This is a genomic window from Thalassobacter stenotrophicus (genome assembly GCF_001458315.1).
Classification (GTDB): Bacteria; Pseudomonadota; Alphaproteobacteria; order Rhodobacterales; family Rhodobacteraceae; genus Thalassobacter; species Thalassobacter stenotrophicus.
Genome location: NZ_CYRX01000025.1, coordinates 45,444 through 67,646, shown reverse-complemented (window position 1 = coordinate 67,646; position 22,203 = coordinate 45,444). Strand labels below are relative to the sequence as shown.

Below are 22,203 nucleotides of genomic sequence, written 5' to 3'. Positions count from 1 at the left end.
GGTTACGGTTTCAACTGTTCGGAAATACTTCAATTGCAACTGTAATTGCCGGTGCTGAGCATGGAGGTGCGCAGAACCAGCCTCGAGCTTTGGCCTACCCGGGTTAGCTTCTTTGAGACGCCCGTGGATTGGGCGGTGAACCGACAGCTGGCGGATGAGGCTATTGCGGCTGTTGGTTGGAGTGAAGCTCATGACGTCCCGTCTGCCTCCAAGCGGCGGGTGCGCGGGATCTTGGAGCGCAGTGATGCTGGCCAAGCGCTCAAGGCCCATCTTTTTGATTGTGCACGGACCGTGCTTGGTCCCTGGGCCAAATACCTCGATCCCGACCATTGCGAAAACCGCGCACTCGTTATTGCCCCCGGCGGGTTCATCTCCACGCATAAAGACAGTCGGGAGGGCGATCTGACTTGTGTCCACTTCCTAACAGGAGGTGGAGCAGGCCAGCCTATCAACAGCGTTGGGACCCCGCGCTTTGTGATCGAGGACCCCTCGCGCTACTTTGACGAAGCCCGGCTGCCCTTTGAGAGCCGTCATGGGTTCTCTGTCAATCCGCGACCTGGGCTGTCGGTCTTCTTTCCTTCCCACGTTCCTCACAACCAGCACCCCCATGCGGGCTGCACCCCCCATGTGCAGGTGGTCGCGAACTTCCGCGTCACCCTACCAGATGCTCTCGAAGAAAGGCTTTTTGACTGATGTGGTTTGATCTGACCCTCGAGGCGCCTGATGGTGCCAGAAGTTCCATCCGCTACAACGCGCACACCTCCGAATGCGAAGGGCTGCCCCTGCCTGTCGATCCCGGCGAGTTTCCCTCGGTGCCGAAGGTGGCTAGAGACAAGCCCCTCGGCAAATCCCGGGCGCCCCGCGTGTTGAAAATCCAGCTTGGCCTGTCGTGCAACTACGCCTGCAGCTATTGCAACCAAGCCTTCCAAATCTCCGATGCAACCATCTCAAAGCTCAGCGACGTTGAAAACTTCCTCACGAAGCTCGAAGGCTGGATGATGGACGCACCGGAGCAGATCGAGGTGTGGGGCGGCGAGCCTTTTGTTTACTGGGCAAAGATCAAACGCCTTTTGCCGGCTCTAGCCGAGCGGTTCCCCAACGCCCGGTTTTCCATCATCACCAATGGCTCGCTCTTTGACCGCGAAAAGCTCGACTTCATCGCAAAGTACGACATCGGCATCACGATTTCGCACGACGGGCCGGGCCAGCATCTGCGCGGGCCTGATCCCTTGGACGAACCTGAGAAGCGCCGCTGGATCGACGCGCTACTAGCTGAACGGCCGGGGATGGTCGGTTTTAACGCCGTGATCACACAGCAGCACCACGATCTGAAGGAGCTGCAAGATTGGTTTGCTAACAAGGTGGGCCCTGAGGCTTTTGTGGGCCTTGAGGGCGTTGTAAACGTCTACGACGCGGCCACAGCGCTCGGCACAGGACGGTTTGAGCCAGCCCAGCTCCGAGGCCTCACGCAATCGATGTTTGAGGCCTTGGCAAACGACCCACAAGCCTTTGGGCTCGGAGATCGTATCGACGAGTTCTACCAATCGATCCAACGGCGCCGCAGCATTGATGGCCTCGGGCAGAAATGCGGGATGGACCGGGAGGACACAATCGCGGTCGATTTGCGCGGCAATGTGATGACTTGCCAAAACACCGGGGCAAAGGGCGAGCACAAGATCGGTCACGTCGAGGACTTCGACGCGATTGCGCTAAACACCTCGACGCACTTTTCGTTTCGGGAGGAATGCATGGCTTGCCCCGTTGTCCAGCTCTGCAAGGGGTCCTGCATGTTCCTCGAGGGGGACTTCTTCAAGCAGAGCTGCGCCAACGAGTTTGCGTTTAATATGGGGATCTTGATGGCGGCCGTGTGGCACCTGACGGGGATGGTTGTGGTGGAGATCGAAAACGTCAAAGCCGCGTAAAGCTCCGTACCGTTGTTCTTAAGCGGCCTTTGGGTTTCTCTCCCTCGGTCCAGTCAGTCGGCTGGGGTTGAGAGAAACAGGCGCGGCGGCCTTTGTTCTCACGCAGGTCTCGAGGCGAACGTGCCGTGGGAAGCCACCCAGCCACTTTGTTTCGGCTACTTAACATGTTAGTGATGCGCCAGTTTTTCGACGCAAATTAATGCGTTCATTTCCCCCTCTTCAGTTGACCGCATAAAGTGGGCAACTTGCTTTAGATTATTCCTGGCGCACTTTCGTCAGCATTCGCTAGCAGGGTCTGAGAAGCAATTTTCGTTTAAAACGGCAATAGATCACGTAATAATTTTCTTCGGAGCCCCTACGATATCAAAGCACGGTGCCAGTCGCTTCATTAAAGGTTCCGCTATTGCCAAGAATTTATACGCAGGGTTGCGACGCACCACCATTTTGATATCAACTAGATAGAAGGTTCATGTGCGTATCAGCTTAGAGGAGAGATATAATGAAAAAGTTATTCTTATTACCATTCCTTTTAACGGTTTCAGCTTGCGTGGATCCCAATACCATCGAGGTGACTACAACTCCAACGAACGACCAACGACATGTTAAGGCAGTTCAAAGTTTGGTAGCCGACAAAATGAGGGATCCAGAAGCAACACGGTTCAAAGATGACGCAGTCATTTACCAAACTAGTGCCGGGGACATCATAGTTTGTGGTACCGTAAACGCAAAGAATGCGATGGGCGGCTATGTAGGCTACAAACAATATTATGCACGCCTCCGTGGAAACACTCTCGTTTCCTTTCATGTGCCTTCTGAGGGCGACGATGCCGGCATTGGCATGAAGTGGGTAACGACAGCTTGTACACAGGCAGCTAGCGGAAAGATGAAAGTGTCGTCATGATCGCCAATCAAACGGTAACACTGTAGATTATATAGTCACGAGTGCCGGCTGCGTAATCACTGCGCTACTGGCCCGACACTTTATAGGTTCTGGCGCTGCCGATCGAACTGTCGAGAGATGGTCGAGGGGGCTCCTCGGACCTCGCTAGCAACCTCATACTGAAGTTCAGGAAGAATATAGCGGTAACAGTTTGGGTCATGTGCCCCACTTCAACAGCGTCTCTGCCTGCCCGAGGACCGTCGTGATGGCAATCGGAGCTAAATCCGGGGGGTAGCCGTACTTTTTGAGGATACGGCGGACTAAGATGCGGAGCTTTGCCCGTGCGCTTTCCTTAAGGTGCCAATCGACTGTCACGTTTTTCTGAAGCTGCTCGACCAAGACGTGGGCAATCTTCCGCAATTCTTCGTTGCCCAGCATTTCGACGGCGCTCTCATTTTGAGCAAGTGCGTCATAGAAAGCTAGCTCTTCCTCGCCCAAGCCAAGATCGTCACCACGCTGGACAGACGCTTGCAAATCCTTGGCCATGTCAATCAGCTCTTGGATCATTTCAAGGCTCGTGATGGCGTTTGCATGATAGCGCGCGACAGCGGCTTCTAGCCGCTCTGAAAAGGCTTTTGCCTCGACGACGTTCTTCTGCTGCCGCGCCTTGATTTCTCCAGCCAATAGCTTGCGCAACGCCTCTAGTGCGAGGTTTTTGTGCTCCATGTTTTGGATTTCGGACAAGAATTCTTCAGACAGCACAGAGATTTCAGGCGTGCGCATGCCTGCCGCAGCAAGGACATCGATGATGCTGGCATCCGCTATGGCATCAGAAATCAACTGACCAATAGCGAACTCTTTCTCACGTTTACTCATCCCAGACTTTGGTGATGTCTTTGACAAAGCCGCACGCACGGCTTGGAAAAACCCAACTTCCTCTTTGACCGATTGGGCATAGTCGCTAGCCGATCCCAGCGCGAAGGCCTTGGACAGGTTTGAGACCAAGTCGGCGTAGTACGTCAGCTCCGCTTTCTTGGCCTTCTCGTCACGAGCGCTATCAGCACGCGCCTTCTGCTTTTCTAAAGCCCACTCCATGGCTCCAGCGAGGGCCTGTAGGCGGTCCTGGGGCGCCCCATCGATACCTGCACGATAGTCAAAGCCTGAAAAGAAGTTTTGACTTCGCTCGACCAACTCCTGAAGCGCCGCAACGGCTTCCTCCTCATCAATTCCGGTTTGGTCGCGGTCAGTTGCTGTGTAATTCTGAAGAGCCTTCTTCAAGTTCTGGCCTATACCGATGTAGTCCACTACAAGCCCGCCGGGCTTATCTTTGAACACTCGGTTCACCCTCGCAATCGCCTGCATTAGACCATGACCACGCATCGGCTTGTCGATATACATTGTGTGCATGCAAGGCGCGTCGAAACCTGTCAGCCACATATCGCGAACAATCACCATCTTCAGAGGATCAGCCGGATTGCGCGCTCGCTTAGCCAAGAGGTCGCGGCGCATCTTGCTCCCAATATGCTGCTGCCACTCCAGCGGATCAGAAGCCGACCCAGTCATCACGACTTTGATCGCCCCCTCTTTGTCATCCTCTGAATGCCAATCAGGGCGTAGTGCTGTTATTCGACTATAGAGATCCACACAAATAGCGCGGCTCATGCAGACAATCATGCCCTTACCGGCCATGGCCTCAAGCCGATCTTCGAAATGATCGACTATGTCCTGAGCGACTATGTCCAGTCTTGGTGGTGCGCCAACAAGGCGCTCTACGCTGCTCCAGTTCGATTTAGCCTTCTCCTGTTCAGAGATAGTTTCATCGTCGAACAATGCGTCAACGGCGGCGTCAATCTCAGGCAGCTTCTCTGTTTCGAGCTCTACCCGCGCAAGACGGCTCTCGTAGTAGATCGGAACGGTAGACTTGTCTTCCACAGCTCTACTGATGTCGTACACATCGACGTAGTCGCCGAAAACGGCTGGCGTGTTTACGTCAGCGGCTTCGATTGGCGTTCCCGTGAACCCGGCGAAAGAAGCATTTGGTAAGGCCTGCCGCAAATAATGCGCATAACCATATTTGCGGGCGCCAGTGGTGCGATCTAGCTTAGCATCAAACCCATATTGGCTACGGTGCGCTTCGTCCGCGATAACAACGATGTTGCGGCGGTCAGAGAGCATCGGGAAGTCTTCCTCCCCTGCCATCGGCGAAAACTTTTGCAGCGTAGAAAAGATAACGCCACCAGATCGCCGATCCAATTTTTGGCGTAGATCATCCCTATCTGCGATCTGCTCCGGGGTCTGGCGAACCAAGTCACGACATAAAGAAAAGGTGCCGTAAAGCTGATCATCCAGATCATTGCGATCGGTGACAACAAGGATAGTCGGGTTTTGCATCTCAGGTGCTCTGACCAGAAGCCCCGCGAAGAATGCCATCAAAAAGCTTTTACCGGAGCCTTGTGTGTGCCAGATCACGCCGACCTTGCGGTCTCCGTGTTCATCCACCGCTTTGACTGCGCTGGTGAGAGCCTTCCGCGCGCCGTGGAACTGGTGATACCCGGCAATGATCTTGAAAACTCCATCACCCTTGTCGCCAAACACGGTGAAGTCCCGCACCAACTGCAGCAGGTTTTCTGGCTGCATGAGACCACGAAGGAGCGTCTCCATCTCTTTCGGCCCTTCAGGTGTGAAGTCATCCTGCGCGCCCGTCACGGTCCGCCAGGGCATGAAACGGTCCTCACCCGCACTCAGCGAACCAACACGAGCCAGCAGCCCGTCTGAGGTGATTAGAGCGGCATTGGTGCGGAACAGAGATGGAATTTGGGCCTTGTAGGTTTGTAGCTGATTGAAAGCATCTTCGATTGTCGCGTTTTCGCTGGCGGCGTTCTTGAGTTCGATCACCACCAGGGGCAGCCCGTTCACGAAAGCCACCACATCCGGGCGGCGATTGTGCCCCCCCTCAACTACGGTGAACTGGTTCGTGACCATCAGGTCATTGTTGGCAGGTTCGCCAAAGTCGATCAGACGCACCTTGTCGCCTTTGATCGAGCCATCAGGGCGGCGATACTCGACGTCGACGCCATCTACGAGCATACGGTGGATGCGGCGGTTCTCTTCTATCAGCGATGGCGTCTCGGACACCTGCACTTGCTTTAGCGCGACGTGTAGAGCGTCATCCGGGATGCTTGGGTTCAGCCGCCTCGCCGCGGCTTCCAGCACCCCGGACAAGACAGTCTCTGTGTTGGACACCCGCAGCCTCTCCGGCCCATCCGGAGCAATCGAAACAGGGTTCTCATAGCGCCAACCCAACTCCTGGAGGATGCCCAGAGCCACTTGTTCGACAAGGTCTTCAGTGAAGCTCAAATCGGTTTCTCCTCAGAAAATGGCCAAGCCGGTGTTAGTTCTTGTCCCCTGCCACCTATCTAGAGAGCATATGCGCACCAGGTCAGCCATGACCACCATCCTCCACCCATTCCGCGTGGTAACCTCGTCTGCCAAGACCCATCAAACCGTCCCAAAAGTCCAAAGTGGTTCCCTGCGCCGCTATCCGCTTTGGAAACTTAAAGGCATTTGCACTAGGAACGACGATGTGTCCGGTCCATGCAATGCCTTCAGCGGGAACTTTGACAGCTTCCTTGTTCACAACAGCTTGCAGCATTGATCCGTCAAACTCGATCCGAAGCGAGGCATCGCTTGCAAGTTCCGCAATCAGGGCGGTCATACGCGCACGGAGAATGCGGGCAAAATCGGCCTCGATGTTGCAAGCAGGCCTGTTCCTATATGCCTCTTGCTCAGCGACCATCGGGACGAGCATCTGATTGGCGCGCCCAAGCGAGACCCAATCAGGCAAGGGACCAATCTCGTCCAGGTCTCGTCTCAAGACGTAGACCAACCAAGCCGCCGCGTTTTCGTCCGTTGAAAGATCAGGCGGGATTTGATAACTGATTTCGGACAGAGAGCGACCGTTATTGTAGATGCCTGAAACTAAAACCACCTCCCGAAAATGCTTATTGATCCCATCACAACATGTCAGGGTTAAATGTGGCAGCTCGTAGGAGACACAGGGCATTCCCCACTCCGGCGCTTGCTCAACAAACCCAAGGCGAAGCAGTAACTGAAGCGTTGGGGAGGGGACGCTCACACCAGCGCCTCCGCGTCTTTCAGGCGGATTTCGCCGGACATGAGCTTGGGCAAAAGAAGGTCGCGGAGGGCGGCGAGGGTTTGGTTTTCTTGTTCGTTGGCTTGGCGTTTTTGCAGCAGCGGCAAAGCTACCGCCTCAAATGCCGCTCCGCAGTCTTCTGGCAGTAACACGTCCGCCTGCATCAAAACCTTAGGCGGCACGCGCTGATGGCTGTTCGACGTTCCCGTGACCATTGAGGCCATTTTCTCGCGCATCTTGTCCGAGCGGAACAACGCTTCTACCGTCGCCAGCCCTAGGTCCGATGACGGCTTGAAGCACAGAAACTCAGTCGAGCAAATCAGACGATGTTGACCTGCAGACTGAGGGACCCACACGCGCTCAATGCGTGGGTTGAGCTTGGAGACCAATAGCGCGTTTGGCGGAACTGACGTTTTGTTACTCTTGATCTCTGAACCTTTTTCGAGCGTCGGCCATTTGGCCTTGTCGAAGGCTGGCAAGCTAAAATGCTCGAATACCTCGTGGAGGTACTGATCTGGTTTAACTGATTGCTTTTGCTGCTCGACAACACTGCTCAGCGGGCGCTCCTCCCACCCCACCGGCAAGCCATCATCCCCCAACTCTACAGGAAACAGCGGCGCGAGGGTGGCGGCTTTTTCGGGGGGGAAGGCTTGGCCCATGATGACGGCGGGGTCGGTTGCGCCCTCCATCTGGCGGCGGGTGGGGCCGAAATCGACAAACCAATCCCGAAACAACGCCCGCGCCATCTCTTCCAACGTCTCATTCATCTGCCGGTTCAGCTCGATCTTGTCTTCGAGGGTACTTAGCGCAGCCGCGATATCTTCCTGAATCTCGATTGGTGGCAACACGAATGGTAGTGCGGAAAGAATGGAAGTATTTAGATTGGGCATGGTCGCGCCCACCGCGTGTTGCACGACCCAAGCTTTGGATGCGGGATGGCTCAAGTAGAACGCTGCATATTCAGGAACGACGACACCGTATCCAAAGCTTACTTTTAAGCATCCAGTGCCACAAAGCCACCCATCGTTTTCCTGCCGAACCAAAGCACGACGCTCAACATCACCACGTCGACTATAAACAATGTCGCCTTTTCGAACTCTATACTTGGATAGTCGATTTGCATCTTGCTCGGTAATCCGGGCAATGCCTTCTGCCGATATTCGATCCGTCGTAATGTTTTGAGGCATTATCGACGGAATTCCTTGATCAACATAATCAGACGCGTGCAGTTGACTGCCGAATGGCCCTGTTTGTATCGATCCGCCACCACGAACAGCAACATCACCGAGCGTCGTAACCTCCCAATTTTGCTTCAAAGGGAACAAAGCTTCGGCGCTCATTGCGCTACGCCTTTGACCATATCCCGAATACGCTCTGACAGTTGATCTCCTGAAGCAATCTGGTCCGACAGTTGAGACGCAAGAACGCCAAACTTCTCCTCAAACGACACCCCGTCACTCTCTACATCCGCCGCGCCCACATACCGCCCCGGCGTCAGCACGTGGTCGAACTTGCGGATGGTCTCCAGCCCTTCGGATTTGCAAAACCCCGGCGTGTCGGTGTAGCCCTCCCAGCCTTTCTCCTCCAGCGTCTCGGGCTTGGCACGCCAGCGGCGGTAGGTGCCTGCGATACTCTCTATGTCGTCGTCTGAGAACTCGCGCCGCACTCGGTCCACCATATGGCCTTTGTTGCGGGCGTCGATGAACAGCACCTCGCCGCGCCGGTCGCGCAGCCCGTTGGCAGATTTGTCCCGGCTCAAAATCCATAGGCAGACGGGAATTTGCGTGGAATAGAACAATTGCCCCGGCAGGGCGACCATGCAATCGACGCGGTCTTCCTCGATTAGGCGTTTCCTGATCTCGCCCTCACCGCTGGACTGCGACGACATGGAGCCATTGGCGAGCACCACGCCCGCATGGCCGCGCGGGGCGAGGTGGTGGATGATGTGTTGTATCCAGCCAAAGTTCGCGTTGCCCTTGGGCGGGATGCCATATTGCCAGCGGTCATCTTCCAACAACCGCTCACCGCCCCAATCCGAGATGTTGAAGGGTGGGTTGGCGAGAATGTAGTCAGCCTTCAACCCAGGGTGCGCGGCCTTATGAAATGTCCCCGCACTGTCCCAGGCGATATCCGCGTCTATGCCATGGACGGCAAGGTTCATCTTGGCCAGTCGCCATGTCGTGTGGTTGATCTCCTGCCCATAAACCGAGAGGTTCAGAGGGTTGCCGCCGTGGTCCGCGATGAACTTCTCAGACTGGATAAACATGCCGCCTGAGCCGCAGCAGGGATCATAGACGCGGCCTTGGTAGGGTTCGAGCATCTCGACCAGCGTGCGGACGACAGAGCGGGGCGTGAAGAACTCCCCACCGCGCTTGCCTTCGGCGCTCGCAAAGCCCGAGATGAAGTATTCGTAGACCCGGCCAAGGAGATCACGCGCTCGATCCGCGTCGTCGTGCATTTTGACATTGGAAAAGAGATCAACCAACTCCCCCAGCATGGTCTTGTCGAGCGTTGGGCGCGCATAGTTCTTGGGCAGAACACCTTTCAGTGTCTCGTTGGCTGGTTCGGCTTCGATGGCCTCCATCGCGTCATCGATAATTTTACCGATGTTTTCTGAGCGCGCGTTTTGCTGGAGATGGGACCAGCGCGCCGTTTCTGGAACCCAGAAGACACGCTCCGCCAAGTATTCTTCGGGGTCTTCGGGGTCGGCGAGTTCATCTTCAGCGAGCTTGTCATGCATCGCCTGAAAGGCCTCTGAGATGTATTTTAGGAAGATCAGGCCAAGTGCTACGTGCTTATATTCTGACGGCTCCAACCCCCCACGCATTTTATCGGCTGCTTTGAAGAGATCCGCCGCGAAGTCGAGGTCGGATTGGCGCGCATGACTGGACATAAATTAATTCTCGAATTTTATTCTGCTTCTTAGCGGAGCCTAATCCGACTCCGCTTTGACTGTCCATCTGATATGTACGCACGCGATCCGGCCCTTTTTATCGGAGCAATAACCGCCAATAAGGGTGCGGGACTGCGCGAAAATTCATCAAAGATTTCAAAGGGGCCAACTCTCCCGCACCTATAGCCTAACCTTCGAAAACAACGGGCTTTTCTAACCGGCAGGGTCGCCCACCATCCACCCCCTTTTCAGGTTAATACTGCGAAAAAGACGACTGCGGTCGGCTGTGGGGGTTTACCCTTTTTCGCAAGCCTGCCCACTTATCCGTTACGACCATACGAAAAAGCGCGGACCTCCTGAGAGACCCGCGCCTTTGATTTTTCGTCTTGATCGTGGCCCGTTTAGTCGAGGCGCACGTTCTCGCTGCTATAGACGTCCTGCGACGACCAGCCTGCGTTGTTGAGGCCATAATAGGCCACAACACCGATCACGCAGGTCGTCAATACGCCGAGTAAAAGTGCTTTCATGGATCTGTCTTTCTACTCTGCGGGCGTTGCACTTTTGGGTGCCGCGCCTTCTTTTTCTTTTACTTCTTCGAGCCAGAGCGAGTGGTGTTGATGGGCCCATGCCTCATCGACTTCACCCGAACCCATCGCGTCATACGCGCCCTGCATCCCCACCGTACCGATGTAGATATGGGCCACGATGATCGCCATCAGAACCAATGCAGCGCCTGTGTGCATCATCTGCGAAGCTTGCATTTCTTGGTGCGGCAGCGGTGCCTCGGGCAGAGTGGTGCCCCAGATCATCTCAGCCAGACCCAGCTGGTTCATCAGCGGGTTGAACTGCGCAAAAATCTGCACCTCGTAGGGGAACAGCAGCGACACACCCGTTAGCGAGATCACGGAGCCAAAAACAATCACAGACCAGAAGATAATCTTTTGACCGCCATTGAACTTTTTCGCGGGGGGGTGGTTTTTGCCGACGATGCCGCCGAACTGCGCGAACCATTTGATGTCTGTACGGTCAGGCAGGTTGTGCGCGACCCAGAACACAAAGATCATCACCAGCGCGACCATAAAGGCCCAGCCAATGCTGTTGTGCACAAGCTTGGAATAGCCCAGCAGCAGCGCGTTGGTATCTTTGCCAAGGTACGGCGCAATGTAGAGCCGCCCGAACAGCACCAACAACCCGGTGATACCCAGCGCGATGAATGAACTGGCCAAGAGCCAGTGCGCAAACCGCTCAACCGCCTTGAAGCGCGTGACGGTGCGGCCCGTGAAGGGCTCATCCACTTTGACCGGGCCACGCAGCAGGTAAAACACCAACAGCGCCAAAAGCGTGCCGCCAAGGATGTAAGCGCCATAGCTCAGCAGCGGGCCTTGGCGGAACTGCAACCAAGCAGAGCCTGTGTCCTGCATGATGACCTCTGCCACCTCACCGCCTGAGCTGACGGTGACGTCGGCACTGCCAAAGCGGAGCGCACGCCACAGTTCGGGGTCCGACTGGCCGCCGAGCGTGCCAAGGTTTTCGGTGATCGGTGCCGCGATCGACGGATCACCCGTCGCCTCGCTGCGGAATGAGTTGTCGACTTTTTCTGCGTTTTGACGCGCGAGAATGTCCTGAAGAGTTTGCGCGCCGCCAGTCGACGTGCGGTCAGTATCCTGCGCCCAAACGCCGGTGACCGACACTGTCATAACGAGCAGCGCAATCGATAGTAATCGGTTCAGCATGTCTGTCTCCTTGGGGTCATCCACCCCTATTTTTATCCAAACAACCCAAGCGGTCGGCTCCGTGTATGAGCACCACAAGACCCCGCAAAGGCTGCGAAAGCAGAGCGACGCCAGATCGATAAGGCGCGCCACGCTCCTGCATGAAACAGCGAAAAAAGGCCGCACGGTTGTGTGCGGCCTCTCCAATCTCAGAGTCCGGCCCGAACAAAGCGGGCCGAACGTCTGAGCGGCTTAGCCGCCTTTACGCTCGTAGGCTGTACCCCAGCCCCAAGCACCGGAACCGAAGCCGCGCGCCACGATACGCTCACGGTAGATGTTCGACACTGTGTCGCCATCGCCCGCCAGAAGCGCCTTAGTAGAGCACATCTCGGCACAGATAGGCAGTTTGCCTTCTGCAATCCGGTTACGACCGTATTTGCCGAACTCGGCTGTGGAGTGTGTTTCTTCTGGGCCACCGGCACAGAATGTACACTTGTCCATCTTGCCGCGCGAACCGAAGTTGCCAGCCTGTGGGTACTGCGGCGCGCCGAAGGGACACGCGTAGAAGCAGTAACCACACCCGATGCACAGGTCTTTGGAGTGCAGAACCACACCGTCATCGGTCTGGTAGAAGCAATCCACAGGACACACAGCCATACACGGCGCATCCGAGCAGTGCATACATGCGACCGAGATCGAACGTTCCCCGGGCTTACCATCTTCGATGGTCACCACGCGGCGCCGGTTGATGCCCCAAGGCACCTCGTGCTCGTTCTTACAGGCCGTCACACAGGCGTTGCATTCGATGCAGCGCTCGGCGTCACAGAGAAATTTTGCTCTTGCCATTTTTCTCTCTCCTTACGCAGGCATAATTTTGCAAAGCGTGGACTTGGTCTCTTGCATCTGAGTGACCGAGTCGTAGCCGTAGGTTTGCGCGGTGTTACACGATTCACCCAGAACATAGGGGTCTGCCCCTTCTGGATATTTCGCTCGCAGGTCTTGGCCTTGGAAGTGACCGCCGAAGTGGAACGGCATGAAGGCAACGCCCTCACCCACCCGCTCGGTGACCATCGCCATGACTTTGACTTTGCCGCCCTCTGGGCCTTCGACCCAAACCTGAGACCCATCCCGCACACCAAGGTTGTTGGCGTCACGTGGGTGGATTTCAACGAACATGTCTTGCTGAAGTTCAGCCAGCCAGGGGTTCGAACGGGTTTCATCACCGCCACCTTCATATTCCACAAGACGACCAGAGGTCAGGATAATTGGGTAATCCTTGCTGAAGTCGTTCTTTTGGATCGAGGCGTACATCGTCGGCAGACGATAGAACTTACGGTCCTCATAGGTGGGATAATCCGCAACCAGATCACGACGTGGCGTATAGAGCGGCTCACGGTGTGTTGGTACCGGATCAGGGAAGGTCCACACGACTGCACGGGCTTTTGCGTTCCCGAAGGGCGCACAACCATGCTTGATCGCGACCCGCTGGATGCCGCCCGAAAGGTCGGTTTTCCAGTTGGTCTTGGGGCCTGCAACAGCGTCGATCGCGGCACGTTCGTCCGCAGTCAAATCGCCGTCCCAACCAAGGTCCATCAGCATCTGCATGGTGAACTCTGGGTAGCCGTCCTTGATCTCACTGTCTTTGGAGTAGACGCCTTCGGCCAACAGGTTGTCGCCGTCCCGCTCAACGCCGAAACGTGCGCGGAAGGTCAGACCACCATCAGCAACCGACTTCGACATATCGTAGAGGTTGGGCGTACCGGGGTGCTTCATGTCGGCGGTGCCCCAGCAAGGCCATGGCAGACCGTAGTAGTCCCCATCAGCGGGTCCACCAACGGCTTTGAGCGTCGTGCGATCAAAGGTGTGCTGGTTGGCCATGTGGAGTTTGATCCGCTCAGGGCTTTGACCCGTGTAGCCGATTGTCCACAAACCGCTGTTGAACTCACGCGTGACGCTTTCAACGTTTGGCGTAACTTCGTCTTCCATCTCGATGTTGCGGAAGAAACGGTCGGCAAAGCCGAACTTCTTCGCCAACAAACCGATGATTTCGTGGTCTGTTTTGCTCTCGAAGAGAGGGTCAACAACCTTGTCACGCCACTGAAGCGAACGGTTGGAGGCCGTCACCGAGCCGCGTGTTTCGAACTGCGTACACGCGGGCAGCAGGTAAACACCATCGGTACGGTCGTGCAGAACGGCAGAGACGGTGGGATACGGATCGATAACGACCAGCATGTCCAGCTTCTCCATCGCGGTCTTCATCTCGACCTGACGGGTTTGCGAGTTGGGCGCGTGGCCCCAGAGCACCATGGCACGAACGTTGTCGTTCTGGTCCATGTTGTCCTTTTCTTCGAGGATACCATCGATCCAGCGCGACACAGGAATACCCGTGAGGTTCTGAAGCGACTTTTCCTTGCCGTCGGCGCCAGTGATGGAACCGAACTGACCTGCAAGCCACTCGGGATCTTCACCCCAAACGCGGGCCCAGTGGCCCCAAGCGCCGTTGGACAGACCGTAGTAACCTGGCAGCGTGTGCGACAGAACACCAAGGTCGGTTGCGCCTTGCACGTTGTCGTGGCCACGGAAAATGTTGGTGCCGCCACCCGTCGTGCCCATGTTGCCCAGCGCCAGCTGAAGCACGCAATATGCACGTGTGTTGTTGTTACCGTTGGTGTGCTGCGTGCCACCCATACACCAAATCACGGTGCCGGGGCGGTTGTTTGCGAGCGTTTTAGCAACGCGGCGCAGCTGCTCACCGGGGGTGCCGGTTACGCGCTCAACTTCTTCGGGTGTCCATTTGGCCACTTCGTCACGGATCTGGTCCATGCCCCAAACGCGGGTGCGGATGAACTCTTTGTCTTCCCAACCGTTTTCGAAGATGTGGTACAGAATACCCCAAACCAGCGCCACGTCGGTGCCGGGACGGAAGCGAACGTACTCATCAGCGTGTGCCGCAGTCCGCGTGAAGCGCGGGTCGCAAACGATGACGGGTGCGTTGTTTTCTTCCTTCGCCTTCAGGATGTGAAGCAGCGAAATCGGGTGCGCTTCGGCGGCGTTGGAGCCGATCATGAAGATTGCTTTGGAGTTGTGGATGTCGTTGTACGAGTTCGTCATGGCGCCGTAGCCCCATGTGTTCGCAACACCAGCCACAGTCGTGGAGTGACAAATACGGGCTTGGTGATCCACGTTGTTCGTGCCCCAGTAGGCTGCGAACTTGCGGAACAGGTAAGCCTGTTCGTTGTTGTGCTTGGCGGAGCCGAGCCAGTAAACGCTGTCCGGGCCGCTTTCTTCGCGGATGGACGTCATGCCGTCGCCGATCTCATTGATCGCCTGTTCCCAGCTAATGCGCTTCCACTCACCACCCTCTTTTTTCATAGGGTACTTGAGGCGGCGTTCGCCGTGGGCGTGCTCACGAACCGAGGCCCCCTTGGCGCAATGCGCACCGAGGTTGAAGGGGCTGTCCCAGCCGGGCTCTTGCCCAGTCCACACGCCGTTGGACACTTCGGCCACAACGGAACAACCCACGGAACAGTGGGTGCAGACCGATTTAATGGTTTCAACGTTGCCTGAAACTGCGCCCGCTGCTGCGGATGCGGGTTTCACCGCACCACCAGTGGCTGCGATGGCCGCCAGACCGCCGATGGCCAGACCCGAACCGCGCAAGAAAGCGCGCCGGTCTACCGTGGCGTTGGCTGCTTCAGACAGGAGAGTGGTCCGCTGGGGGCGTCGCGCAACCCCATTGGTCTTTTTCCTAAGCATATTTCATTCCTTCCGTGCTTGTTCGACCCCGTTCGAGGGCCTCACGCGCTTGGTGTTAAAGTGTGATCTGTCGCAGTCGGGCGTCACGCAACCAGTCGCTTGGATCGTTTCCTCCCACGCCCGAAAACCGGACGCCGAAATCATCTGCGCCTAGAAACGGGCGCTTTCAAAATAGGCACGCGTGTGTGCGGTATCCTGAATGGTCTCGCTGGTCAGGTCGGGTGCCGCGGCTTCAGCCGTGTCCCCTGCTGCCATTGCAACCGCAGCAACGGGTGCCGCAGTGCCTGCAAGTTTCAGAAAGTCGCGGCGTGATGCCTTTGTGGCTTTCTCTGTCATGAAATCTCCGTGGGTTTCATGGGGTTCTGACACCAGCCCTTTACGGTGCTTGCGCCACTCGAAATGCGGATTACTCCGCGCTCATCCGGAAGGCTTCGGCCTCAATCTCCATGAACACACGCCCGATCGTTCCGATCGGTGTGTAAAAGAGTGAGGTTTTCGCACCTTCCAAATCACTAAAGAAGTGAGGGGCCCAAGGGCCGATGTGTTTGTTGAAGAACTCTTTTTGCTCGTTCAGCGGCACGGGCTTGCCAAAGCGGCCCGCAACCATCGCGCCCATCATCTCCATCATGCTGGCGATGTTGTCTTCGGGCTCAAACACTGTGTCCGACCGGCCAATACCCTTGCGCGCCATGTCTTGGCGCAGCGCGGCCAGCGGCTTTTCGTTAAGAAAGCCCGTGAGGTAAAAGCTCGCGTAGGGCAGCAATTCGCCCCGGCCCAGACCGATGAACAGCGCGTTGAACTCACGCTCAATCGCGGCGGGCTTGGTGATGCGCGCCAGCTTGGCCAACGTGTTGATCGCCGCCCCCAGATCACCCTCATCGCCAGCGAGGCTTGCGGTTTGGTCCAACAGCGTTTGATCGGGTGGCGCCGACAGGATCAGCCCAAGGTAGTTATAAAGGTCCGCGCGCAGGCGGTCCTCCTCGGGCAGGGTGACATCGGCGGCGGCGTTCATCAGGCGGTCTCCTCGAAGGTGAATGTCATGCGGCGCCGCAACGGAGGGGCCACAGCGGCGGCATCATCCTCAAGGACGTCTGCCGCGGAATATACGGGTGCGGGGATGTCTTCGGCAGGTTCTACGGGATCGGTAGCTTCGCCGGTTACATATTCGGGTGTGTCTTCGGCGTCTGCATCGGCTACCTCGGGCGCGGCGGCATCAGCTTCGGACTGCTCAGCCAACGCCTCGATATGCTTCAGCATGCCTTTTCCGACCTGATAGGCGGTTTGCATACCCTCAATGACGCAAGCAGCGTCGGTGTAATCCTCGCCGTAATCGACCAAGCCATCGACATTCGCCAAAACGGGGTTCAGTCGCCAAAGGCGTCTGAGCGCGCGGGTCTTGATCCTCTCGGGGACGTTTTTGTTAAGGAAACCTTTAAAATCGGCCCCCTCCTCTAGTGTGTCGGGATCAGGCAGGCCGAGCTCCTCAAGGATCTCAGCATCTGTGCGCTCGGCCTGTTCAGCCTCAAACGCCTCAACCTGTGCCGCCTCTTCGGCAGCAACCTCAGCCTGCGCCTCTGCGGCGACGGCGGCTTTACGATCCGACCAAGAGCGCATCATATCAGACGCTCCCGCTTGCGCGCAGGGGATGCATAGACATCCGTCATGCCCGCGATGCGCCGATCCCCGATGCCGTCGGCCTTCAGGTCAACGCGCTGCTTGTCGCGCTTACGCTTCTTGAACGTTTCTTCGGCGTGGAAATCTTCGATAAAGGCCTCAACGGCCACGCGAACAGATGGGGGCATGGCGATCTTCTCAACCAGCTCTTCGCCGCTGTCACAGTAGTCTTGCGCCTCATAGGGGCTGGGCGTGGCCAAAACCGCCTCGGGCGCGTCGGCGGGCGTGTCGCCCTCGCGCAAAATCACGTACACGCTGGGAACCTCGGCTTGCAACTCGTGCACATAGGCCTCCGTCTCGGCGCCGTGCATTTCAAGGGTAACGGTGGCCGCATGAACCTCAACCGCATCGCCCTCGGACCGCAAAACCTGCCCGGCGGCAGGCCCCGCACCCGGAAGGACACCACTGACTCGCCAGTAGTACTTAGCCCAGCGCGTCTGGCCGGGCGTTCTACGCAGCACGATTCCCAACGGCAACGCGCAATACTGGTCAGGGTTGTATATCATGGACCCTCCCGATCCTAACCGCCATGCCCCCATCAGGACACAACGGCATACCAAATTGTTAGACCATAATTTCCGAAATCAGAAGCCTGAAATTGCATTGAATGCAAAATTACAAACAACTGCAAATTGCGAAAGCGGTTGTAGACCCCTGCGCAACACGTCTAAACTGCGCGAACAAAGCGGGCGCCCAACTGGCCCCAAAGGGACGGATCTGGGAGGATTAACGTGATCAAGTCATTGATAACGTGCGATTGTGGCGGCAGCCAAACCGTAGATAGCGACGCACTTGCACAAGCGACCGGACTTGCGGTCCCGCGGACCTGCACGGCGCTTTGCACCTCACAGTTGCAAATTGCGGCGGACGCATTGCAGGCCGGAGACGCCGCAATTTGCTGCACCCAGCAAAGCGCGATTTTCGACGCTTTGGCCGATGAGCTGGAGGTCGCATCCGCCCCATTGATCGACATCCGCGACCGGGGTGGCTGGACCGAGGATACAACCTCAACGGGTCCCAAGATGGCCGCTTTGGTGGCCGAAGGCTTGCTTCCGACCCACCCAGACAAGACCATCGACGTGGTATCCGACGGACTATGCTTAATTGTTGGGCCAGCTGCAACCGCCCTTGCCGCGGCCGAGGCATTGACACCTTACCTATCTGTAACGGTTTTGCTGGCCCCTGGCGAAGAGCATCCCGGCACGACCGAGGCTGACATCATCTTTGGCACGCTACGGCGGGCCACAGGCTCGTTCGGGCAATTCTCGGTCTCAATCGACGCACTACAGCAACCTGCCCCCGAGGGACGCGGCACACCAACCCTGTCGCCTGCTCGCAACGGTGCACAGTCCGAGTGTGATATTCTGCTGGACCTAACCGGTGGCACGCCGCTGTTCCCCGCCCCCGAAAAGCGGGACGGCTACCTACGCGCAGACCCCTCCCATCCCGGATCGGTGTCCGCCGCGATATTGGCCGCCAGCCACATGGTCGGCACTTTTGAGAAAACGCTCCATATCAAATCCGAGCCCCTGTTGTGCGCCCATAGCCGCGCCGAACAGACCGGCTGCACCCGCTGTCTCGACCTGTGCCCCACAAGCGCGATCCAATCCGCGGGTGAACATGTGGTCATCGACCCGCTGGTCTGTGCCGGGTGCGGCGCGTGTTCCGCCGCCTGCCCTTCTGGCGCGATAAGTTTTGACGCGCCCGCGGCGTCCCATACATTCGTCCGCATCAACACGTTGGCCAAGGCTTATTCGGATGCAGGCGGTGCAACGCCCCACCTGTTGGTGACCGGCTCCAACGGGTCCGAGATGATCCGCATGGCCGCACGGTTTGGGCGCGGTCTGCCCAGCCATGTCATCCCAATGGAGATCACCGCGCTAAACGGGTTTGGTCATGCCGAGATGGTCGCCGCCCACGGTGCCGGATTTACACGCGTCAGCATCGTACCAGAGCCAAACTCCGACCGTGATGCGCTGGACACCCAGATGGAGCTGGCCCGCGCGATTGTTGGCGCGGAGACGATCACCCTGATCGATACGCCAGACCCCGACGCCATGAGCGACGCATTGTATGACGCGCCTCGGTCCTACGCGGCCCACAGCCCTGTCCGCCCCATGGGCACACGGCGTCAGATCACCCGGCAGGCCGCGCGCGCCACACTCGGCTCGGACACGGTTCTGCCCCTGCCCGAAGGCGCGCCCTACGGTGCGGTTCTGGTCGACACCGACGCCTGCACCCTGTGCCTGTCGTGTGTTTCGCTTTGCCCCTCGGGCGCGCTGGGTGACAACCCGGATCTGCCGCAGTTGCGTTTCCAAGAGGATGCTTGCCTGCAATGCGGGATCTGCGCCTCGGCCTGCCCCGAAACGGCTATCACGCTGGAACCTCGTCTGGACCTGACGGACGCCGCGTTGGAACAACGGGTGATCCACGAAGAAGAGCCGTTTGCCTGCGTAGAATGCAACAGCCTGTTCGGCGTCAAATCCACCATCGACAAGATCACAGAACGGCTGGCCGGGCATTCCATGTTCGACGAAGATAAGTTGCGCCTGATCCAGATGTGTGATGACTGCCGTGTGCGCGCGCAGATGCACAGCCAGAACAACCCCTTCACCAGTGCGCCCCGGCCCAAGCCACGCACGACCGAAGACTATCTAAGCAAACGTCGTGACCATTGATATTCTGGGCCGCACCATCGGCCAAACACCAGATCACCAGGGAGAGAGCGAATGAGTGATGCGTTCAACATGTCGATGCGCAAATTCCTCAAGCAAGTCGGCGTAACAAGCCAACAAGAGATTGAGGCCGCGTTGCGCAACAAAGGCGAAGCGGGCAAAAGCTACACACTGAAGATGACACTCACATGCGAAGAGTTGGGGCTGGAACACACAGTCACCGGCGACGTTTCGGGAGAATAACGTGACAATTACAAGAGACGCCGTCCTTGAGGCCCTCAAGGGTGTCAGCACCCCAAGCGGCACAGATTTGGTAGAGTCAGGCGTCGTTCGGGCGTTGAACGTGGATGAGGGCAATGTCCGCTTTGTGATGGAAATCGCCCCGTCGGATGCCGAAGCCTATGGCGCAGTCAAAACCGCTGCCGAAACCGCCCTGCAAGGGATCGGGGTTGAGGCCGTGCAAATCGTGATGACGGGCCACAGCGCGCCGTCAAAACCCGCCGCCCCGACAGGCGAAGCGCCCCCCGACCTGAAGCCGCAAAAAACCGCACCCGCCGGGCCGCAGCCTGTACCGGGCGTGGCACGCATTCTAGCGATTGCATCGGGCAAGGGCGGTGTGGGCAAATCCACTGTGTCTGCCAACTTGGCCGTGGCGCTTGCGCAGCAAGGCCGCCGGGTCGGGTTGCTGGACGCCGATGTGTATGGCCCCTCGCAGCCTAGGATGCTTGGCATCACGGGCCGTCCCGCAAGCCCGGATGGCACCACCATTCTGCCCCTGCGCAACCATGGCGTGACCTCCATGTCGATCGGCTACATGACCAATGACGACCAAGCCGTTGTCTGGCGTGGACCGATGCTGATGGGCGCGCTGCAACAGATGATGACGCAGGTCCAATGGGGCGCGCTGGATGTGCTGATCGTGGATCTTCCACCCGGCACCGGTGACGTGCAGATGACCCTTGGCCAGAAGTTCAAGGTGGATGGCGCTGTGGTGGTCTCAACCCCGCAGGACATAGCATTGATCGACGCCCGCAAGGGTCTGGATATGTTCAACCAGATGAACATCCCCGTTGTCGGGATGATCGAGAACATGTCCACGCATATCTGTTCGAACTGCGGCCACGAAGAACATCTGTTCGGGCATGGCGGCGTCGCAAGCGAGGCCGAAAAGCTGGGCATCGACCTGCTGGCCGAAGTACCGCTGCACATGTCGATCCGCCAAGCCGCAGACGGTGGCGCACCCATCGTCGCCAGCGCCCCCGACAGCCCACAGGCTGAGGTGTTCCGTACGATCGCGGCCACCCTCGTGGAGAAGGGCGTTGCATGAGCACGCTTGATGCCCCGCATACGCCGACCTTCCCGCCGCTGATGTACGGGGAGGCTGCGGCCGACCCCGTCACACACGCGCAGATGCGGGCCATTCAGGGCTGTGATGCCGGCCTTGTGGCCTATGACCTTGGGCAAAGCACCCTTCAGGCGGCGATTGTTTTCGCCCCTGACGTGACCTTGGCGGAGGCGGCTGTGATGCTGCCGCTATGTGCCGTGGGCTTTCAGAACGCCCTAGGTGCGCTCGGCCCACCCGAAACCGCCGTGCAGCTGGAATGGGATGGCGGTATCCGCCTGAACGCCGCGCGCTGTGGCCGGTTTGGCATCCACGCCAGCACCGATAACCCCACTGAAGTGCCCGACTGGATGGTGATTGACCTCACGCTGCCGCTTTGGCCGCTCAGCGATGCCCCCGGCGAGCACCCCGAGGATACCGCCCTCTATGCCGAAGGCTGTACCGATGTGCAGGCGCCGCAGCTATTGGAGTCGTGGTCCCGGCACACGCTCACATGGGTCCGCTCATGGGAAGATGACGGGATCAAACCCCTGCACGAAGCGTGGCGGGGCTTGGCATGGCAAATCGGTGAAGACGTCACCGTGCTTGGCACAACCGGCACATTTTTGGGCGTGGACGAGAATTTCGGCCTGCTCTTGCGCGACGCCGATGGCGCCACGCAGCTTATTCCCTTGACGCGCTTGCTGGAGACAACGCCATGACCGCTCCCCTAAAACTGGCCCGCGCCATTCACTTTGACGAAAGCGATCAGCGCGTGTTTCACGTGCCTGCGCGCACGGGCGAATGGTGTATTTCCGGCGGGTTTGAGTTTTCGAACTGGTCCGAGGGCGATCTGTCCGGCAAAAACCGTCAGGCGTTCTCGAACGGTTGGTTCGGCTTGGAAACCGGCGGGCGGGTCACATTTGTGGCTGTCACCCAGGTAGAGCCCGGTGAAATGGCGTCATTGGCGCAAATGTTGGCGGAGCATTTTGTCACCTACTACGGCGCACCCAGCGTAGAGGCCGCCCTGCCCACCGCCCAAGAAGAGCTGGATCAGATGGCCGACCTATGCGCAGAGCACGGCCCCAACACCCTGCTCACGGTCCTGCGGGAGCTGTCTGACGTTGGTGTGCGCGAAAGCTTTAGAATGATTGAGCCCAACGATGCCGGGCTCGACCAATTTGCCATTCACGGATCGCTGGACGAATAACCAGCGG

General features: G+C 57.8%; 20 protein-coding genes. 8 read left to right on the top strand and 12 right to left on the bottom strand.

Features of this window, described 5'->3' with window-relative positions; genetic code table 11:
- Positions 1-60: 60 nt before the first annotated feature.
- The 3 genes from THS5294_RS07380 (at position 61) to THS5294_RS07370 (ending at position 2,823) form a co-directional block, all read left to right on the top strand.
- Entirely contained in the window at positions 61-693 is a 633-nt protein-coding gene (locus tag THS5294_RS07380; RefSeq protein ID WP_058123239.1) for a hypothetical protein, read from the top strand.
- Positions 693-1,922 (top strand): radical SAM/SPASM domain-containing protein, encoded by a 1,230-nt coding sequence (locus tag THS5294_RS07375; protein ID WP_058123238.1) that lies wholly within the window; start codon positions 693-695, stop codon positions 1,920-1,922. The genes THS5294_RS07380 and THS5294_RS07375 overlap by 1 nt, the downstream gene beginning before the upstream one ends.
- A gap of 499 nt (positions 1,923-2,421) precedes the next feature.
- A complete protein-coding gene (locus THS5294_RS07370) occupies positions 2,422-2,823 on the top strand; it encodes a hypothetical protein (RefSeq protein ID WP_058123237.1) in 402 nt (133 codons plus the stop codon).
- A gap of 195 nt (positions 2,824-3,018) precedes the next feature.
- Here THS5294_RS07370 and THS5294_RS07365 read toward each other — a convergent pair whose 3' ends face one another.
- From THS5294_RS07365 to THS5294_RS07315, 12 genes are all read right to left on the bottom strand, one after another.
- Positions 3,019-6,159, bottom strand: coding sequence for a type I restriction endonuclease subunit R (locus THS5294_RS07365; protein ID WP_058123236.1), 3,141 nt, complete (start codon positions 6,157-6,159; stop codon positions 3,019-3,021).
- 82 nt (positions 6,160-6,241) lie between these two features.
- Positions 6,242-6,790, bottom strand: coding sequence for a hypothetical protein (locus THS5294_RS07360; protein ID WP_158508585.1), 549 nt, complete (start codon positions 6,788-6,790; stop codon positions 6,242-6,244).
- A 143-nt stretch (positions 6,791-6,933) separates the two neighbouring features.
- On the bottom strand, positions 6,934-8,295 hold the full coding sequence (locus THS5294_RS07355) for a restriction endonuclease subunit S (protein ID WP_058123234.1): 1,362 nt from the start codon (positions 8,293-8,295) through the stop codon (positions 6,934-6,936).
- Positions 8,292-9,848: a class I SAM-dependent DNA methyltransferase gene (locus THS5294_RS07350; protein WP_058123233.1), complete on the bottom strand. Its 1,557-nt coding sequence runs from the start codon at positions 9,846-9,848 to the stop codon at positions 8,292-8,294. Before THS5294_RS07350 ends, THS5294_RS07355 begins: the two co-directional genes overlap by 4 nt.
- 401 nt (positions 9,849-10,249) lie before the next feature.
- Positions 10,250-10,375: a hypothetical protein gene (locus tag THS5294_RS18695; RefSeq protein WP_255347911.1), complete on the bottom strand. Its 126-nt coding sequence runs from the start codon at positions 10,373-10,375 to the stop codon at positions 10,250-10,252.
- Positions 10,376-10,387: 12 nt separating this feature from the next.
- The gene (locus tag THS5294_RS07345) at positions 10,388-11,581 is read right to left on the bottom strand and encodes a formate dehydrogenase subunit gamma (RefSeq protein WP_058123232.1); all 1,194 of its coding nucleotides are present in this window, start codon (positions 11,579-11,581) and stop codon (positions 10,388-10,390) included.
- Between the two features lie 231 nt (positions 11,582-11,812).
- Positions 11,813-12,406, bottom strand: coding sequence for a formate dehydrogenase FDH3 subunit beta (gene fdh3B, locus THS5294_RS07340; protein WP_038006347.1), 594 nt, complete (start codon positions 12,404-12,406; stop codon positions 11,813-11,815).
- A 12-nt stretch (positions 12,407-12,418) separates the two neighbouring features.
- Positions 12,419-15,316, bottom strand: coding sequence for a formate dehydrogenase subunit alpha (locus tag THS5294_RS07335; RefSeq protein ID WP_058123231.1), 2,898 nt, complete (start codon positions 15,314-15,316; stop codon positions 12,419-12,421).
- Between the two features lie 150 nt (positions 15,317-15,466).
- Complete coding sequence (locus THS5294_RS07330) at positions 15,467-15,652, bottom strand: twin-arginine translocation signal domain-containing protein (RefSeq protein ID WP_038006343.1); 186 nt, start codon at positions 15,650-15,652, stop codon at positions 15,467-15,469.
- 70 nt (positions 15,653-15,722) lie between these two features.
- Complete coding sequence (locus THS5294_RS07325; RefSeq protein WP_058123230.1) at positions 15,723-16,328, bottom strand: TorD/DmsD family molecular chaperone; 606 nt, start codon at positions 16,326-16,328, stop codon at positions 15,723-15,725.
- On the bottom strand, positions 16,328-16,933 hold the full coding sequence (locus THS5294_RS07320; protein ID WP_058123229.1) for a DUF3306 domain-containing protein: 606 nt from the start codon (positions 16,931-16,933) through the stop codon (positions 16,328-16,330). Before THS5294_RS07320 ends, THS5294_RS07325 begins: the two co-directional genes overlap by 1 nt.
- Positions 16,930-17,496 carry a DUF3305 domain-containing protein gene (locus tag THS5294_RS07315; protein WP_233486434.1) on the bottom strand — a complete coding sequence of 189 codons (567 nt, stop codon included), beginning with the start codon at positions 17,494-17,496 and terminating at the stop codon, positions 16,930-16,932. The genes THS5294_RS07320 and THS5294_RS07315 overlap by 4 nt, the downstream gene beginning before the upstream one ends.
- Before the next feature lie 225 nt (positions 17,497-17,721).
- Between THS5294_RS07315 and THS5294_RS07310 the strand changes: the two genes are divergently transcribed.
- Genes THS5294_RS07310 through THS5294_RS07290 form a run of 5 tightly spaced genes read left to right on the top strand, consistent with a single transcriptional unit; the run spans position 17,722 to position 22,196 of the window.
- Positions 17,722-19,668: a 4Fe-4S binding protein gene (locus THS5294_RS07310; RefSeq protein ID WP_058123228.1), complete on the top strand. Its 1,947-nt coding sequence runs from the start codon at positions 17,722-17,724 to the stop codon at positions 19,666-19,668.
- Positions 19,669-19,719: 51 nt separating this feature from the next.
- On the top strand, positions 19,720-19,908 hold the full coding sequence (locus THS5294_RS07305) for a DUF6494 family protein (protein ID WP_038006335.1): 189 nt from the start codon (positions 19,720-19,722) through the stop codon (positions 19,906-19,908).
- Between the two features lies 1 nt (position 19,909).
- On the top strand, positions 19,910-20,992 hold the full coding sequence (locus THS5294_RS07300; protein WP_038006333.1) for an Mrp/NBP35 family ATP-binding protein: 1,083 nt from the start codon (positions 19,910-19,912) through the stop codon (positions 20,990-20,992).
- Complete coding sequence (locus THS5294_RS07295) at positions 20,989-21,708, top strand: biotin/lipoate--protein ligase family protein (RefSeq protein ID WP_058123227.1); 720 nt, start codon at positions 20,989-20,991, stop codon at positions 21,706-21,708. The genes THS5294_RS07300 and THS5294_RS07295 overlap by 4 nt, the downstream gene beginning before the upstream one ends.
- Positions 21,705-22,196, top strand: a complete 492-nt coding sequence (locus THS5294_RS07290) for a DUF6505 family protein (protein WP_038006331.1) — start codon at positions 21,705-21,707, stop codon at positions 22,194-22,196. Before THS5294_RS07295 ends, THS5294_RS07290 begins: the two co-directional genes overlap by 4 nt.
- Positions 22,197-22,203 lie beyond the last annotated feature (7 nt).

What these genes read in the sequence shown, in the direction of transcription:
- fdh3B (WP_038006347.1), bottom strand. Translation starts at nt 12,406, where the DNA reads ATGGCAAGAGCAAAATTTCTCTGTGACGCCGAGCGCTGCATCGAATGC.
- THS5294_RS07295 (WP_058123227.1), top strand. Translation starts at nt 20,989, where the DNA reads ATGAGCACGCTTGATGCCCCGCATACGCCGACCTTCCCGCCGCTGATG.
- THS5294_RS07305 (WP_038006335.1), top strand. Translation starts at nt 19,720, where the DNA reads ATGAGTGATGCGTTCAACATGTCGATGCGCAAATTCCTCAAGCAAGTC.
- THS5294_RS07315 (WP_233486434.1), bottom strand. Translation starts at nt 17,496, where the DNA reads ATGATATACAACCCTGACCAGTATTGCGCGTTGCCGTTGGGAATCGTG.
- THS5294_RS07345 (WP_058123232.1), bottom strand. Translation starts at nt 11,581, where the DNA reads ATGCTGAACCGATTACTATCGATTGCGCTGCTCGTTATGACAGTGTCG.
- THS5294_RS18695 (WP_255347911.1), bottom strand. Translation starts at nt 10,375, where the DNA reads ATGAAAGCACTTTTACTCGGCGTATTGACGACCTGCGTGATCGGTGTT.
- THS5294_RS07350 (WP_058123233.1), bottom strand. Translation starts at nt 9,848, where the DNA reads ATGTCCAGTCATGCGCGCCAATCCGACCTCGACTTCGCGGCGGATCTC.
- THS5294_RS07375 (WP_058123238.1), top strand. Translation starts at nt 693, where the DNA reads ATGTGGTTTGATCTGACCCTCGAGGCGCCTGATGGTGCCAGAAGTTCC.
- THS5294_RS07290 (WP_038006331.1), top strand. Translation starts at nt 21,705, where the DNA reads ATGACCGCTCCCCTAAAACTGGCCCGCGCCATTCACTTTGACGAAAGC.
- THS5294_RS07370 (WP_058123237.1), top strand. Translation starts at nt 2,422, where the DNA reads ATGAAAAAGTTATTCTTATTACCATTCCTTTTAACGGTTTCAGCTTGC.
- THS5294_RS07325 (WP_058123230.1), bottom strand. Translation starts at nt 16,328, where the DNA reads ATGAACGCCGCCGCCGATGTCACCCTGCCCGAGGAGGACCGCCTGCGC.
- THS5294_RS07335 (WP_058123231.1), bottom strand. Translation starts at nt 15,316, where the DNA reads ATGCTTAGGAAAAAGACCAATGGGGTTGCGCGACGCCCCCAGCGGACC.
- THS5294_RS07330 (WP_038006343.1), bottom strand. Translation starts at nt 15,652, where the DNA reads ATGACAGAGAAAGCCACAAAGGCATCACGCCGCGACTTTCTGAAACTT.
- THS5294_RS07380 (WP_058123239.1), top strand. Translation starts at nt 61, where the DNA reads ATGGAGGTGCGCAGAACCAGCCTCGAGCTTTGGCCTACCCGGGTTAGC.
- THS5294_RS07355 (WP_058123234.1), bottom strand. Translation starts at nt 8,295, where the DNA reads ATGAGCGCCGAAGCTTTGTTCCCTTTGAAGCAAAATTGGGAGGTTACG.
- THS5294_RS07320 (WP_058123229.1), bottom strand. Translation starts at nt 16,933, where the DNA reads ATGATGCGCTCTTGGTCGGATCGTAAAGCCGCCGTCGCCGCAGAGGCG.